This window comes from Paraconexibacter antarcticus (genome assembly GCF_024220175.1).
Taxonomy (GTDB): Bacteria; Actinomycetota; Thermoleophilia; order Solirubrobacterales; family Solirubrobacteraceae; genus Paraconexibacter; species Paraconexibacter antarcticus.
In genome coordinates, this window is sequence record NZ_CP098502.1 from 4,895,119 (window position 1) to 4,909,194 (window position 14,076).

A 14,076-nucleotide genomic window follows, 5' to 3' on the forward strand; every position below is an offset into this window, starting at 1 on the left:
GCGGGCGGGCGGCTCCACCGCGCCCGCCCGCCCGGCCTGCTGTGACCCGGCCCCGGGGTGAACCGGATTCACCCCGGGGCCGGTCGTCTTCTAGGATCGGCGGCATGAGCCGCCGCGACCAGATCCAGATGAGCGACGAGGAGGTCCTCGCGTTCCTCGACGAGGAGAAGGTCCTCGTCGCCGCGACGAACGGGAAGGACGGTTTCCCGCACCTGATGCCGCTCTGGTACATCGTCCGCGACGGGACCGTGTGGGCGTGGACGTTCGGCAAGTCGCAGAAGGTGAAGAACCTCGAGCGCGACCCGAAGGCGACGATCCAGGTCGAGGCCGGCGAGCAGTACCAGGAGCTCCGCGGGGTCATGCTCAAGTGCGAGGTCAAGGTCCACACGGACATCGAGACGATCCTCCCGATGGGCCTCGAGCTGCTCTCGCGCTACGGCGCGGGCCCGGTCGCCGGGTTCGACGACAGCGCCCGCGCGATGGTGCAGAAGCAGGCCGAGAAGCGCGTCGCCCTCGAGTTCGTCGAGACCGGCCGCGCGACCTGGGACCACCGCAAGCTCGGCTCCGGGGTCTATTAGGCGCTACCGCAGCGCCGCGTCGAGCGCGGCGGCCACCTCGGCGTCACCGCCGCCCAGGTAGAGCGTCCGCCCGACCGCGCGCTCGCCGTGGAGCACCCCGTCGAGCACGGCGGCCACGTCGTCGCGCGGGATCTCGCCGCGGAACGGGTCGAGGTCGAGCCGGACCCGGCCGGTCCCCGGCTCGTCGGTGAGGCGTCCGGACCGCACGATCGTCCACGCGAGCGGGCCCGCGACCACCGCGGCGTCGGCGGCCGCCTTCGCCTGCAGGTAGACGGCGAAGACCTCGTCGCCCTCCGGCGGCGCCGCCGATCGCGGCCGCGACCCCGTCGACGGTCGCTGCCTCGAGATCGCAGACGACGGCCTCGGCGCCGTCCTGGCGCAGGTCCTCCGTGTGGTCCGGGTTGCGAACGAGGCCGCGCACGCGGTCGCCGCGGGCGGCCAGCAGACGGGTGAGGCGGCGACCGATGGCGCCGTGCGCGCCGGCGATGACGAGGTCCATGCCTGCACGCTACCCCGGGTCCCCCCGGCCGACACCGCACGGGCCGAGCGGGCGGCATGGCGGCGTGCCCACTACCCTCTGGGGCTTCATGAACCCCCTAAAGGGCCTCATCCTGTCGGGCGGCAAGGGCACGCGCCTGCGTCCGATCACCCACACGAGCGCGAAGCAGCTCGTCCCCGTCGCGAACCGCCCCGTCCTCTTCTACGGCATCGAGGCGATGGCGAGCGCCGGAATCGAGGAGATCGGGATCATCATCGCGCCGGAGACCGGCGACGAGATCCGCGAGGTCGCGGGCGACGGCTCGCAGTTCGGCGTTTCCATCACCTACATCGTCCAGGACGAGCCGGCGGGCCTCGCGCACGCCGTCCTCACCGCGGAGCCGTTCCTCGGTGACTCGCCGTTCGTCATGTACCTCGGCGACAACCTCCTTCAGGGCGGCATCCACGATCTCGTCGCGGCCTTCACCGCGAGCGAGCCGGACGCCCTCATCCTCCTGACCCCGGTCGACGAGCCGCAGCACTTCGGCGTCGCGGAGCTCGGGGAGGACGGCCGCGTCGTCGCCCTCGCCGAAAAACCGCCGGAGCCGAAGACGAACCTCGCGCTCGTCGGGGTCTACATGTTCACCCCCGGCATCCACGACGCCGCGCGCGCCATCAAGCCGTCGCCGCGCGGCGAGCTCGAGATCACCGACGCGATCCAGTACCTCGTCGACAGCGGCAAGCGCGTCGAGCCGCACGTCGTGCAGGGCTGGTGGAAGGACACCGGCCGTCTGGCCGACATGCTCGAGGCGAACCGTCTCATCCTCGACACGATCAAGACCCGCGTGGACGGCGAGCTCGTCGAGTCCCAGGTCGACGGCCGCGTCGTCGTCGAGGCGGGCGCCGTCCTCACCCGCGCGACGGTCCGCGGCCCCGCGATCATCGGCGCCGGCGCCCGGCTCACCGACTGCTACGTCGGCCCGTACAGCGCGATCGGCGAGGAGTGCGTCATCGAGAACGCGGAGGTCGAGCACTCGATCCTCCTGCAGGGCTCATCGGTCACCGGCCTCGACGGGCGCATGGAGTCCTCGCTCCTCGGCCGCGACGTGAAGATCGGCCGGTCCGACCGCCAGCCGAAGGCCTACCGCTTCATGGTCGGCGACACCTCTGAGATCGAGATCCTCTAGCCGATGCGGCTGCTCGTCACCGGCGCGGCCGGAATGCTCGGACGGCGCGTCGTCGCGGACGCCCGCGCGCTCGGTCACGACGTCACCGGCATCGACCTGCCCGACCTCGACCTCACCGACGCGGAAGCGACGGCGACGCGCATCGCTGCGCTCGCCCCCGAGGCGATCATCAACTGCGCCGCCTACACGAACGTCGACGCGGCCGAGGAGCACGAGGACGTCGCGCTGCGCGTGAACGGCGACGCCGCGGGGAACCTCGCCCGCGCCGCCACCCCCATCGGCGCCCGGCTCGTCCACGTCTCGACCGACTACGTCTTCGACGGCGCGAAGGACACCCCGTGGCTCGAGAGCGACCCGCCCGGGCCGCTCGGCGCCTACGGCCGCACGAAGCTCGCCGGCGAGGAGCAGGTCGCCGAGGCCGGCGGCGAGTACGCGATCGTCCGCACCGCCTGGCTCTTCGGCGCCGGCGGCCCGAACTTCTGCGACACGATGCTCCGCCTGGCCTCCGAGCGGGACAGCGTCTCCGTCGTCACCGATCAGGTCGGCTCGCCGACGTGGGCGGGCCACCTGTCGCCGGCGCTCATCGAGCTCGCCGAGCGGCGCGGCGACACCGGGATCTTCCACGGCGTCGGCGCGGGGCAGTGCTCGTGGAACGAGCTGACGATCGAGCTGTTCGAGCGGGCGGGCGTCGCCTGCCGCGTGCTGCCGACGACGAGCGCGGAGTTCAGGCGCCCGGCGCCGCGGCCGGCGTGGAGCGTGCTCGGGACCGAGCGGGACCCGGGGGTCGTGCTGCCCCGATGGGAGGACGGCGTGCAGGGCCATCTGGACGAGAGGAAGAACGCATGAGGCTGTTGGTCTGTGGCGGCGCCGGGTTCATCGGCTCGAACTTCGCGCGCCTGCGGGTGCGCGACCACGGCGACGAGGTCGTGATCCTCGACAAGCTCACGTACGCGGGCCGCAAGGAGAACCTTGCCGACGTCGAGCACGAGTTCGTCCACGCGGACATCGCGGACGCCGCGAAGGTCCGCGAGGCGATGGCGGACGTCGACGCGGTCGTGAACTTCGCGGCCGAGACGCACGTCGACCGCTCGATCGCCGAGCCGGACGCGTTCGTCACCACCCACGCGGTCGGGACCTACGTCCTGCTCGAGGCGGCCCGGGAGCGCAGCCTCCGCTACCTGCAGGTCTCGACCGACGAGGTCTACGGCTCGATCGCGGAGGGGTCCTTCACCGAGGAGTCGCCGCTGCAGCCGTCCTCCCCGTACAGCGCGACGAAGGCCGGCGCCGACCTGCTCGTCGCGTCCTACGCGGAGACCTTCGGCCTCGAGACCGTCATCTGCCGCGGGTCCAACAACTACGGGCCCTACCAGTACCCCGAGAAGCTCATCCCGCTGATGGTGCTCAACGCGTTCCACGGCGACAAGCTGCCGGTCTACGGCGACGGCATGCAGGTCCGCAACTGGCTCTACGTCGAGGACTTCGGGCGCGGCATCGGCCACGTCCTCGAGCACGGCGTGCCCGGCGAGGTCTACAACGTCGGCGGCCCGGACGAGTGCCCGAACCTCGAGGTCGTCAGGCGGATCGTCGCCCTCACCGGCAACGACGAGTCGATCATCGAGTACGTCACCGACCGCCCCGGTCACGACCGCCGCTACTCGCTCGGCAGCGAGAAGGTCCGCGCCCTCGGGTGGGAGGCGCAGGTGCGCTTCGACGAGGGGCTCGAGGCGACCGTGCAGTGGTACAAGGACAACGCCGCCTGGTGGGAGCCGATCCGCTCGGGCGACTACCTCGAGTACTACCAGCGCCAGTACGGCACGGCGCTCGGCGGCTGCGGCGGTTGAGGGACGCCAACGCGGGCGCGGGCGCCGGGCGGCGTCCGCTCCTCATCGCCCTGCCGCCCTCGGAGGGCAAGGCGCCCGGCGGCCACGGGCCGCCGCTGGACCTCGCGTCGCTCTCCGGCGCGGACGTCCTGACGCGGCCGCGCACGAGGGTCCTGAGGTCGCTCGTCAAGGTCGCCGCCGGCGCCCGCGGACCGAAGACGACGGCGCGGGCGCGCGCGGTGCTCGGGCTGTCCGAGGGGCTCGCGGGCGAGCTCGCGACCGACGCGGCGCTCCTGGAGTCGCCGACCATGCCGGCCGCCGAGCGTTACACCGGCGTCCTCTACGACCACCTGTCGCTCGGGACGCTCGACGCCGCCGCCCGGGCCCGCGCGGCGGCGTCCGTCGTCATCGTCTCCGCGCTCTGGGGCGCAGTCCGGCCGGACGACCCGATCCCCGCCTACCGCCTCTCGGCCGGGGTCACGCTCCCGGGCGTCGGGAAGCTCGGCGCGTTCTGGAAGGCGCCGCTCGCGCGGGCGCTGCCGACGGACGCCCTCGTCGTGGACTGCCGCTCGGCGGCGTACGCGGGGATGTGGATTCCGCCCGCCGCGCCCGCGGGGTCGAGCGTCGTCGTCGCGGTGCGGGTCTTCGTGGTCGCCGCCGACGGCACGCGCTCGGTCGTGAGCCACAACGCGAAGGCGACCCGCGGCGACGTCGCGCGGGCGCTGCTGCAGCGGATGGGCGGCGGCGCCGCGGACGCCTCGACCCCCGTCGAGGTCGCGGCGGTCGTCACGGCCGCCGGCCTGCGCTGCGAGCTCGTCGAGCCGGCGCGCCCCGGGGCGCCATGGTGCCTCGACGTGCTGCTCGACCCGGCCTGAGCCCGACCCCACCTGAGCCCGACCCCACCCGGCGTGCAGTCTCGTGGGGGATATGCCCCCACGAGACCGCACGCTGCCGGGAGAGCTACCCGGCGAGCGCGGCGATCTTCCAGACCTGAACGGTCCGGCCGCCCCGGCGCTGGTCCTCCTTGACGAGCTGCAGCGTGTCGAGGTGGTTGTCGTTCTTGCCCGACTCGGTCTTCACCTTGGCTGTCGCCGTCGTCCCGGTGATCGTGATGCCGTTCTTCACGACGTCGAGCTTGAAGCTGTCGACGTCCTTCAGCGACTCCTTCACCTGGGCGGTGCAGGTCGACCGGCCCGTCGACTTGGAGGCGGCGGTGATGGCGTCCACGAGCTTCGTGGAGAGGAGCTCGCCGCAGATCTTCGAGGCGTCCCGCTTCTCGCCCGCCGTGCGCAGGTCGTCGATCGTCTGGGCGACGGCCTTCGGCTCGCCCCTGAAGTTCTTCGCGGAGTCCGCCGTCGTGCTCCCGCACCCGCCCGCGACGAGCGCGAGGATGGGCAGGACCATGACGACGCGACGGCTCCGGGACATGCGGCGAAGCGTAGCCGAGGGGCCTTTTGCGAGGATGGGCGCCGTGGCGGACATCTCAGCCAATCCCGTCGGGCCCGGTCCGCTCCCCCGCGGGCGCCACGCACCGCCCCTCGAGGTGCGGGTCGGCGTCCAGCGCACGCGCCTCTTCGCCGCCGCCGCGGACGTCTTCGCCACCCGCGGCTACGCCGACGCGACCGCCGAGGGCATCGCCCGCGAGGCCGGGATGTCGAAGGCGACGTTCTACGAGCACTTCTCCAACAAGGAGGAGTGCCTGCTCGCGCTGTTCGACGCCGCGTTCGCCGAGGTCATGCGCGCCACCCGGAAGGGCGCCGGCCCGCGCGTCGGCGGCGAGAGCTACGAGGACTGGATGCGCCGCGGTCTGCGCGCGTTCCTCGAGACGCTCGCGACGTACCCGGCCGAGACGCGCACGCTGCTCGTCGTGAGCATCGGTGCGGGCGACCGCGCCGCGCAGCGACGTGACGCCTGCCTGGACGCGTTCGCCGACTGGCTGCACCGCGACAACGCCGAGAGCGCCCCCGCCTTCGGCGCGCCGACGTTCGTCTCGCCCGACGATGCGTTCACGGTCATCGGCGGCATCGTCGAGGTCGTCACGCGGCAGCTCCGCACGCGGCAGCCCGCGGACATCCGCGACGTCGAGCCGACGCTCCTGCGCCTCATCTTCGGCATCCTCTCGCAGTCCCGCACCCCCGGCATCGCGTGACGCGCCCGCGGTGAGCGGCCGGCGCGGGCAGCTCGCAGCGCTCGAGGCCGAGGTCATCGCCTGCCGGGCCTGCCCCCGGCTCGTCGCGTGGCGCGAGGAGGTCGCGACCGTCAAGCGCGCCGCGTTCCGCGACCAGGAGTACTGGGGCCGCCCGGCGCCGGGGTTCGGCGACCCCGACGCGCGCGTCCTCGTCCTCGGCCTCGCCCCCGCCGCGCACGGGGCGAACCGCACCGGCCGCATCTTCACCGGGGACCGTTCGGGCGACTTCCTCTTCGGCTCGATGTTCCGCACGGGCCTCGCGAACCAGCCCGAGTCCGTCCACCGGGACGACGGCCTGCGCCTGCAGGGCGCGTGGGTGACGGCGGCGGTCCGCTGCGCCCCGCCCGCGAACAAGCCGACGCCCGCCGAGCGCGACACGTGCCTGCCGTTCGCCGTCCGCGAGCTCGCGCTCCTCACCGAGCTGCAGATCGTCGTGTGCCTCGGCGGCTTCGCCTGGGACGCCGCGCTGCGGCTGCGCAAGGCCGCCGGCGCACCCCCGCCGGCGGGCCGCCGGCCGCGCTTCGGCCACGACGTGCTCTTCGCGGACGGCGGCTGGCTGCCGATGCTCGGCTGCTTCCACCCCTCCCAGCAGAACACGTTCACCGGGCGCCTCACCGAGCCGATGATCGACGGCGTCTTCACCCACGCGCGGGAGCTCGCGGGGCTGTAGCGGACGTCAGGCGGCGGCGGGCTCCGCGAGCGGGACGCGGGGGCCGCGCGCGAGCGTGATGAGCATCGCCGCCGCGACGCACAGCCCGCCGGAGACGAAGAAGACGCCGTCGTAGGTCCCGGTCTGGTCGCGCACCGCGCCCGCCGCGTAGGCCGCTGCCGCCCCGCCGAGCTGGTGCGCGGCGAAGATCCACCCGAAGGCGACGGTCCCCCGCTCGCGGCCGAGGCGCCGGGTGATGATCGCGACGGTCGGCGGGACGGTCGCGATCCAGTCGAGCCCGTAGAAGACCGTGAAGAGCGTGAGGACCCCGCCCTGCATCGACAGCGCGGCGGGGAGGATGAGCAGCGAGATCCCGCGGCCGACGTAGTAGCCGATGAGGAGCTTCTCGGGGTCGTGGCGGTCGGTGAGCCAGCCCGACCCGGTCGTGCCCGCGATGTCGAGGACGCCCATCGCCGCCATGAGGCTCGCCGCCCGGCCCTCGGGGATGCCGTGGTCGTGCGCGGCCGGGATGAGGTGGACGGCGATGAGCCCGACCGTCGTCGCGCCGCAGACGAAGAACGACCCGGCGAGCGCGAGGAAGACGCGGTCGCGCGCGACGTCGCGCAGGACCGCGAAGGCGGACGGGCGCCCGGTGGGCGGAAACGGGTCCTCCGGCGGCGGCTCGGCGGCCTCGGCGCCATACGCGGCCTCACCCGCCGCGGGCCGGTCGCGCAGCGCGGCGAGCGTCGCGACGAGCGCGACGGCGGCGGCGCCCCCGACGACGAGCATCGTCCAGCGCCACCCGTCGTGGACGAGGTGCGCCATGAGCGGGAGGAAGACGAGCTGCCCGGTCGAGTTCGCGGCGGTGAGCATCCCGAGGACGAGCCCGCGGCGGGCGACGAACCAGCGGCCCGCGATCGTCGCGGCGAGCACCGGGGCGACCGCGCCGGTCGCCGCCCCCGCCATGAGCCCCCACACGAGGTAGAGCTGCCACAGCTGCGTGACCTGCGTGATGAGCGCGGCGCTCAGCCCGATGAGGAGCAGCGCGGCGGAGACGACGCGGCGCAGGCCGACGCGCTCGATGAGCGCCGCGGCGAAGGGCGCGGCGAGGCCGAAGACGACGAGGTTGATCGACGCCGCCGCCGAGATGTCCGAGTGGCTCCAGCCGAACTCGTCCATGAGCGGCTCGAGAAGGATGCCGAAGGTCGCGCGGATCGCCGCGGAGGCGAGCAGGACGACGAAGCCGACGGCGGCGACGGTCCAGGCCGGGTGCAGGCGACGGGAGCGGGCGGGCATCGCCGGGAACTCTCGCGTGGCCGTCGCCGGACCGCCAGTGGCAGAAACGACAAGGTTCGCTATGTTCCTGCCATGCCGCCGGTGTCGCGCGACGTCGCGCTCGTCCTCCTCGAAGGCGCCGTCCTGTACGACGTCGGCATCGCGCTGCAGGTCTTCGGGCCGCGCGCGCCGCGCCCGGACCGGCCCGACCAGCCCTACGCCCTCACCCCGTGCGGCGTGCGCCGCGGGACGATCACGACGATGTCCGGGCTGCGCGTCGGGGTCGACGCCGGCCTCGAGGCCATCGCCGCGGCGGACCTCGTCATCGTTCCCGGGACCGACGTCACGCGGCCCGTGCCGCCGCGGCTGCTCGACGCGCTGCGTGCCGCCCACGCCGGCGGCGCGCGGATGCTGTCGATCTGCACCGGGGCCTTCATCCTCGCCGAGGCCGGCCTGCTCGACGGCCGCCACGCCACGACCCACTGGGGCTACTGCGCGGACCTCGCCGCCCGCTTCCCGCAGGTCCGCGTCGACCCCGACGTCCTCTACGTCGACGACGGGGACATCCTGACCTCGGCGGGCCTGTCGGCCGGGATGGACCTCTGCCTCCACGTCGTCCGGCAGGAGCTCGGCGCCGAGGTCGCGAACGGCGTCGCGCGGTGGAACGTCGTCCCGCCGCACCGCGCGGGCGGGCAGGCGCAGTTCATCCGGACGCCCGTCCCGGACGCGCCCGGCGGCGGGCTCGGGCCGACGCTCTCGTGGGCGCAGGCGCACCTCCGCGACCGGCTCGACGTCACGGCGCTCGCCCGCCACGCCCACATGAGCGAGCGGACCTTCGCCCGGCGGTTCCGCGCAGAGACCGGCCTGACGCCGAAGCAGTGGCTGCTCACGCAGCGCGTCCTCCACGCCCGGCGGCTGCTCGAGCGCACCGACCTCGACATCGAGGCGGTCGCGACCGAGGCCGGGTTCGGCAGCGCCGCGTCACTGCGCATCCACTTCCGGCGCGCGACGTCGACCCGCCCGACGGCCTACCGCGCGACCTTCCGCGACGCGGCACCCGCCGCCGCCTGACACAAGCCCGTAGGGTGGACGGTCGGACGTCCGAGCATCGGAGGGGAAGGCATGACGAGCACCAGTGCGCCGGAGCCACGGCCCGGCCCCCAGCGCGCGGCCGGTGCGCAGGAGATCGCCAACGCGTCGGTGCGGAGGTTCCTCGCGGACGACACGGCGGCCCAGGCGCTCGGCATCACGGTCAGCCACGTCGCGCCCGGCGAGGTGACCGCGCACATGACGGTCGCCCCCGCGATGGTCAACGGCCACGGGAGTGCGCACGGCGCCGCGCTCTTCGCGGTGGCCGACATCGCCTTCGCGATGGCCTGCAACTCGCACGGCCATCCCGCCATCGGCCGCTCGTGCGCGATCGAGTACCTCGCGCCCGCCTTCCCCGGGCAGGCGATCACCGCCACCGCGATCGAGCGCTCCGTCGTCGGGCGTGGCGGCATCTACGACGTCGCCGTCACGCGCGACGGGGCGGGCAGCTGCTGGCGGAGCTGCGCGCCCACAGCCGGCAGCTCCCCGCGCGACCGGCCTGACGACGCGCCGGCGGGCCGGCGAGCGCCCGGCGTCGCGCGCGGGCGCCGGGACGCCCCGGGACGCCCCGAGGCACGACACCCCGTGGCGACACCGCGCGAACGGCGCGTTCGGAGCGTGGCGTTCGTCACATCCGAGCCCCATCGGCTTGCTTCCCGGCCGTCGCGGGCGGAGGATTGTCCCGACGTTTTACTTCTTTCGGGTTATTCGTGGATCAGCGCCCCGGCACTCCATCCCTCCCCTTCCGCCGCCTCGCCGTACCCGCGGCGGTCGCAGCGGCGTGCGCCGTCTGCGCCCACGTGTCGACGCAGGGCGCCCGGCGCCGGGCCACGCGCGACGTGGCCGACGAGCGGCGGCGGATCGCCCGCGAGCTCCACGACGGCCTCGCCCAGGATCTCGCCTTCCTCGCGCAGCAGGCCGACGCCCTCGCCGCCCGCGCGGACGGCCCGCCCGCCGCGGCCGACATGGCCGTCGCGGCGCACCGCGCGCTGGCCGGTGCGCGCGCCGCGATCGGCACCCTGCGCGGGCCGGCGGACGAGCCGCTCGCCGAGGCGATCGCGCGCGCCGCGGGCGACGCCGCCACGCGCTGGGGCGCCGCGGTGCGCGCCGACGTCGACGCGGGCGTCGAGCTCGCCGGCCCGGCGCGCGAGGCCGTGCTCGGCATCGTGTCCGAGGCGGCGCACAACGCGGCCGTCCACGGCCGCCCCCGCGAGGTCCACGTCGAGCTCCGTGCGGCCCCGGCCCTTCGGCTCTGCGTGCGCGACGACGGCGTCGGGTTCGACCCCGGCGTCGATCGCCCGGGCCACCACGGGCTCACCGGGATGCGCGAGCGAGCCGCCGCAGTCGGCGGCGCGCTCGAGATCCGCTCGGGCGAAGGGCACGGGACGCAGGTCGTCGTGATGCTCGCGTGAGCGCGCCGATCCGCCTCCTCGTGGCCGGCGCCGACGCGCCGACCGGCATGGGCATCCGTCTCGCGCTCGCGGACGACGGCCTCGTCGTCACGGGCGAGCCCGCCGACGCGGACGACGCGATCGCCCTGGCCCTGGCCGACCCACCCGACGTGTGCCTCCTCGACGAGGCCCTCCCGGGCGGCTGTCTCGCCGCGATCGAGACGATCCACCGCCACGCGCCCGCGGTGAAGCTGCTCGTCCTCACCGGGTCCGAGCGGCCTGCCGCCCTCGTCGCCGCGATCCACGCCGGCGTGTCGGGATACCTCCGCACAGACCAGCCGGCGACGCGGATGCCCGCGACGATCCGCGGCGTGCTCGCCGGCGAGGCCGCCCTCTCGCGCCGCCTGACCTACGCGCTGCTCGAGGCGATGCGCCCGGCCGACCGCGTCCGCGCCCACCGGCCGGACGCGCACCCCGGCGGCCGGCCGCTGACCGCCCGCGAGCTCGAGGTGCTCGAGCTCCTCGCCGAGGGGTTCTCCACCGGCGCGATCGCGGCGCTGCTGGCGATCACCCCGGTGACGGTCCGCCGGCACGTGTCGAGCGCCGTCGAGCGGCTCGGCGTCGCCGACCGCGACGAGGCGATCGCCCTGCTCGACCCGCACGCCGGGCGTTCAGGGCGCTGAACGCGCTCCGGCCGCCTCGGGCCATCGCGGCCCGGCGACGCACGGCGCCGGGGCGGCGACGATGCCCTCACGCACCGCGAGGACGGCCGCCTGGACCCGGTTCTCCACCCCGAGCTTCTCGAGGACACTCGAGACGTGGTGCTTCACCGTGCTCGGGCTCACGTGCAGGTGCCGGCCGATCTCGGTGTTGTCCCTCCCGGCGACGAGCAGCTCGAGCACGGCGCACTCGCGCGCGGAGAGCCCGTGGGCGGGCGGCTCCGGCCCGTCCGGCCACCCCTGCCGCCGCACCCGGGCGACGAGGCTCGCTGCGACGGCCGGCGCCAGGAGCGCCTGCCCGGCGCGTGCGCAGCGGATGGCGCGCACGATCTCCGGCAGCGGCGCGTCCTTCAGCAGGTAGCCGGAGGCCCCGGCGAGCACCGCCTCGAGGATCTCGTCCTCGTCGTCGGAGACGGTGAGCATGAGCACCGCGGTGTCCGGGGCGAGGGCCCGGATCGCCCGCGTCGCGTCGATGCCGCTCATCCCCGGCAGGTGGATGTCCATGACGACGACGTCGGGCCTGCGCGCGGTGACGAGGCCGGCGGCGCGCTCCCCGTCCGGCGCGTCGCCGACCACGTGGATCGCCGGCTCGTCACCGAGCAGCCGGCACAGGCCGGCCCGGAAGAGGTCGTGGTCGTCGACGACCACCACCCGGGTCCGCCGTGTCGTGGCCGCTCGGTCGCCGGTCGCCGGGGTTGCCATGTCCCCCCACACCGTACGCCACCTCATCCCGTTTTTCCAAAAATCGGATCGTTCACGTCCGTGAACGCTTTGTGCCCGCCCGGACCATTGCCCGGCGTCCCCACCCCGCGTAGAGATACGTCGATATTCGGCCGATGCCCGGCCGGGACACCGGCGCGACCACGTGCCGCGCCACTCGACACGAGAGGGCAGATCGATGTTCGACCACCGACGGACCCGGCCCGCGCCGGATCGCACCCGGGGCAGGTGCGTGCGCAGGACGCTCAGCGTCCTCCCCGCCCTGCTCGTGAGCGGCCTCGTGTTCGCCGCCCCGGGGCACGCCGCGGGCTTCGGCAGCTTCGAGAGCGGCGACGGCAACCTCGCCCAGGACAGCACCTTCGACTGGAACAGCTTCGGCGCGCAGACGTACACGGGCACGGCGCCCTATCGCACCGCCGGCTCGGTCGCGAGCGGCTGGACGCTGAAGGCGTTCGAGGACGCCCAGGCGTCAGGGACCGACACGGGCTTCGCGGGCGGCGTGAAGCAGGACGACGACTGCGCCACGCTCAAGGGCGGCAAGGCGCCGAACAAGGACGACCTCAAGCGCATCTACCTCGCGACGAAGACCGTCAACGGCGACGTCATCCTCTCGCTCGCGTGGGTCCGGATCCCGCAGAACTCGACGTCGGCGTCGGCCCACGTCGGCTACGAGTTCAACCAGGGCGCGAGCGGCGGCTGCGGCGGCTCCTCGACGCTCGTCAAGCGCACCGGCGGCGACATGCTCGTCGTCTACGACTTCGAGGGCGGCTCCAACCCGCCCGCGATCAAGCTCTCGCGCTGGCTCAACGCGACGTTCACCGGCAGCCCGGGCGCGGTCTGCGAGGTGAGCGGCAACCCGCCCCCGATCGGCGGCGGCTGCTGGGGCGACACGAAGATCCTCACGACGCTCGGCTTCGCCCAGGCGAAGGTGAACTTCGGCGTCATCTCGAGCGTGGACGCCCTCAAGCCGGGCGGGACGGACCCGAGCGCGGTCGAGTTCGGTGAGGCCGGCATCAACCTCACCGACGCGGGCGTGTTCGGCAACGGCGTGTGCGCCGCGTTCGGCAGCGCCTACGGCGTGAGCCGCAGCTCGGGCAACTCCGCGCAGGCGGCGATGGAGGACCTCGTCGGGCCCGGTGCCTTCACGATCGCCAACTGCGGCAGCGTGACGATCACGAAGACCGGCAGCGACGGCGGGACCCAGGCCGGCGCCGTGTTCACGCTCTACAACGGCACGGGCACCGGCGGGACGGTCGTCGGCACGTGCACCGTGGCGGCGGACGGCTCCTGCGTCGTGGCGGGCGGCACGCTGACGACGTTCACGAACCTCCCGCCCGGGACGTACACCGTCCACGAGACGACCGTCCCGGCCGGCTACAACGCCGCCGCGGACCAGACGTTCTCGCTCGCCGCGGGTGAGTCCAAGACGCTCCAGTTCGTCGACCAGGCCGCACCGGCGACGGTGAACGTCACGAAGGTCGACGACGGCGGCAACCCGGTCGACGGCGCGGTGTTCACGATCTCCCAGGGCGGCGTGGCGAAGGGCTCGTGCACGACGGGCGCCCCGACGGCCGGCTCGGGCCAGTGCTCGATCACCGGCGTGACGGCGGGGACCTACTCGATCGACGAGACGACGGTCCCGGCCGGCTACGCGAAGGACGCGTCCTTCCCGCAGTCGATCACGCTCGCCAACGGCGAGACGAAGGAGGTCGGCGCGACCGACCCGCGGACCTACCACGTCGTCGCGTTCGTCTGTCGCAACACGGACGCGAAGCTCATCCCGAGCGCCGTGACGATCGACGGCAGCGTGCGGCCGGTGTCGATCGGCACCGCGGACGCCACCGCGTCGATGACCGAGGCCGCGCTCTGCGCCCTCACGAAGGGCGCCTCGGCGACGAGCCTGCAGTCCGGCTCGCACAGCGCGACGGTGGTCATCCCGTAGCCGGCGGCGGGGACCGGATCAGGCGGTGACGGCGGGGCCGG

At 74.3% G+C, this 14,076-nt stretch carries 14 protein-coding genes and 2 pseudogenes; 12 read left to right on the forward strand and 4 right to left on the reverse strand.

Features of this window, described 5'->3' with window-relative positions; all coding sequences use genetic code 11:
* Positions 1-104: 104 nt before the first annotated feature.
* Positions 105-578 (forward strand): pyridoxamine 5'-phosphate oxidase family protein, encoded by a 474-nt coding sequence (locus NBH00_RS23980; protein ID WP_254571088.1) that lies wholly within the window; start codon positions 105-107, stop codon positions 576-578.
* Positions 579-581: 3 nt separating this feature from the next.
* Here NBH00_RS23980 and NBH00_RS25670 read toward each other — a convergent pair.
* A pseudogene (locus NBH00_RS25670) lies at positions 582-1,077 on the reverse strand (NAD(P)H-binding protein).
* An 88-nt stretch (positions 1,078-1,165) separates the two neighbouring features.
* Between NBH00_RS25670 and NBH00_RS23990 the strand changes: the two are divergent.
* Genes NBH00_RS23990 through NBH00_RS24005 form a run of 4 tightly spaced genes read left to right on the forward strand, consistent with a single transcriptional unit; the run spans position 1,166 to position 4,937 of the window.
* Positions 1,166-2,242, forward strand: a complete 1,077-nt coding sequence (locus NBH00_RS23990; protein WP_254571090.1) for a glucose-1-phosphate thymidylyltransferase — start codon at positions 1,166-1,168, stop codon at positions 2,240-2,242.
* Between the two features lie 3 nt (positions 2,243-2,245).
* Positions 2,246-3,088 carry a dTDP-4-dehydrorhamnose reductase gene (gene rfbD / locus NBH00_RS23995; RefSeq protein ID WP_254571091.1) on the forward strand — a complete coding sequence of 281 codons (843 nt, stop codon included), beginning with the start codon at positions 2,246-2,248 and terminating at the stop codon, positions 3,086-3,088.
* Entirely contained in the window at positions 3,085-4,083 is a 999-nt protein-coding gene (rfbB, locus tag NBH00_RS24000; protein ID WP_254571092.1) for a dTDP-glucose 4,6-dehydratase, read from the forward strand. Before rfbD ends, rfbB begins: the two co-directional genes overlap by 4 nt.
* Positions 4,080-4,937 carry a YaaA family protein gene (locus tag NBH00_RS24005; protein WP_254571093.1) on the forward strand — a complete coding sequence of 286 codons (858 nt, stop codon included), beginning with the start codon at positions 4,080-4,082 and terminating at the stop codon, positions 4,935-4,937. Before rfbB ends, NBH00_RS24005 begins: the two co-directional genes overlap by 4 nt.
* Before the next feature lie 85 nt (positions 4,938-5,022).
* Here the strand turns inward: NBH00_RS24005 and NBH00_RS24010 are convergent, their stop codons facing one another.
* Positions 5,023-5,490, reverse strand: coding sequence for a hypothetical protein (locus NBH00_RS24010; RefSeq protein ID WP_254571094.1), 468 nt, complete (start codon positions 5,488-5,490; stop codon positions 5,023-5,025).
* A gap of 43 nt (positions 5,491-5,533) precedes the next feature.
* Between NBH00_RS24010 and NBH00_RS24015 the strand changes: the two genes are divergently transcribed.
* Together NBH00_RS24015 and NBH00_RS24020 are read left to right on the forward strand one after the other, a co-directional pair.
* The gene (locus NBH00_RS24015; protein ID WP_254571095.1) at positions 5,534-6,211 is read left to right on the forward strand and encodes a TetR/AcrR family transcriptional regulator; all 678 of its coding nucleotides are present in this window, start codon (positions 5,534-5,536) and stop codon (positions 6,209-6,211) included.
* Between the two features lie 10 nt (positions 6,212-6,221).
* Positions 6,222-6,920 carry a uracil-DNA glycosylase gene (locus tag NBH00_RS24020; protein ID WP_254571096.1) on the forward strand — a complete coding sequence of 233 codons (699 nt, stop codon included), beginning with the start codon at positions 6,222-6,224 and terminating at the stop codon, positions 6,918-6,920.
* A gap of 6 nt (positions 6,921-6,926) precedes the next feature.
* Here NBH00_RS24020 and NBH00_RS24025 read toward each other — a convergent pair whose 3' ends face one another.
* Complete coding sequence (locus NBH00_RS24025) at positions 6,927-8,195, reverse strand: MFS transporter (protein WP_254571097.1); 1,269 nt, start codon at positions 8,193-8,195, stop codon at positions 6,927-6,929.
* Between the two features lie 72 nt (positions 8,196-8,267).
* Between NBH00_RS24025 and NBH00_RS24030 the strand changes: the two genes are divergently transcribed.
* The 4 genes and pseudogenes from NBH00_RS24030 (at position 8,268) to NBH00_RS24045 (ending at position 11,337) form a co-directional block, all read left to right on the forward strand.
* Positions 8,268-9,245 carry a GlxA family transcriptional regulator gene (locus NBH00_RS24030; protein ID WP_254571098.1) on the forward strand — a complete coding sequence of 326 codons (978 nt, stop codon included), beginning with the start codon at positions 8,268-8,270 and terminating at the stop codon, positions 9,243-9,245.
* A gap of 216 nt (positions 9,246-9,461) precedes the next feature.
* Positions 9,462-9,644: pseudogene (locus NBH00_RS25675) on the forward strand (hotdog fold thioesterase); the annotation flags it as partial.
* Positions 9,645-9,973: 329 nt separating this feature from the next.
* Positions 9,974-10,675 carry a sensor histidine kinase gene (locus NBH00_RS24040; RefSeq protein ID WP_254571100.1) on the forward strand — a complete coding sequence of 234 codons (702 nt, stop codon included), beginning with the start codon at positions 9,974-9,976 and terminating at the stop codon, positions 10,673-10,675.
* On the forward strand, positions 10,672-11,337 hold the full coding sequence (locus tag NBH00_RS24045) for a response regulator transcription factor (RefSeq protein ID WP_254571101.1): 666 nt from the start codon (positions 10,672-10,674) through the stop codon (positions 11,335-11,337). Before NBH00_RS24040 ends, NBH00_RS24045 begins: the two co-directional genes overlap by 4 nt.
* Here the strand turns inward: NBH00_RS24045 and NBH00_RS24050 are convergent.
* Complete coding sequence (locus NBH00_RS24050; RefSeq protein WP_254571102.1) at positions 11,326-12,075, reverse strand: response regulator; 750 nt, start codon at positions 12,073-12,075, stop codon at positions 11,326-11,328. The genes NBH00_RS24045 and NBH00_RS24050 overlap by 12 nt on opposite strands.
* A 250-nt stretch (positions 12,076-12,325) precedes the next feature.
* Between NBH00_RS24050 and NBH00_RS24055 the strand changes: the two genes are divergently transcribed.
* The gene (locus NBH00_RS24055) at positions 12,326-14,035 is read left to right on the forward strand and encodes an MSCRAMM family protein (RefSeq protein ID WP_254571103.1); all 1,710 of its coding nucleotides are present in this window, start codon (positions 12,326-12,328) and stop codon (positions 14,033-14,035) included.
* The last annotated feature ends 41 nt before the right edge of the window (positions 14,036-14,076 follow it).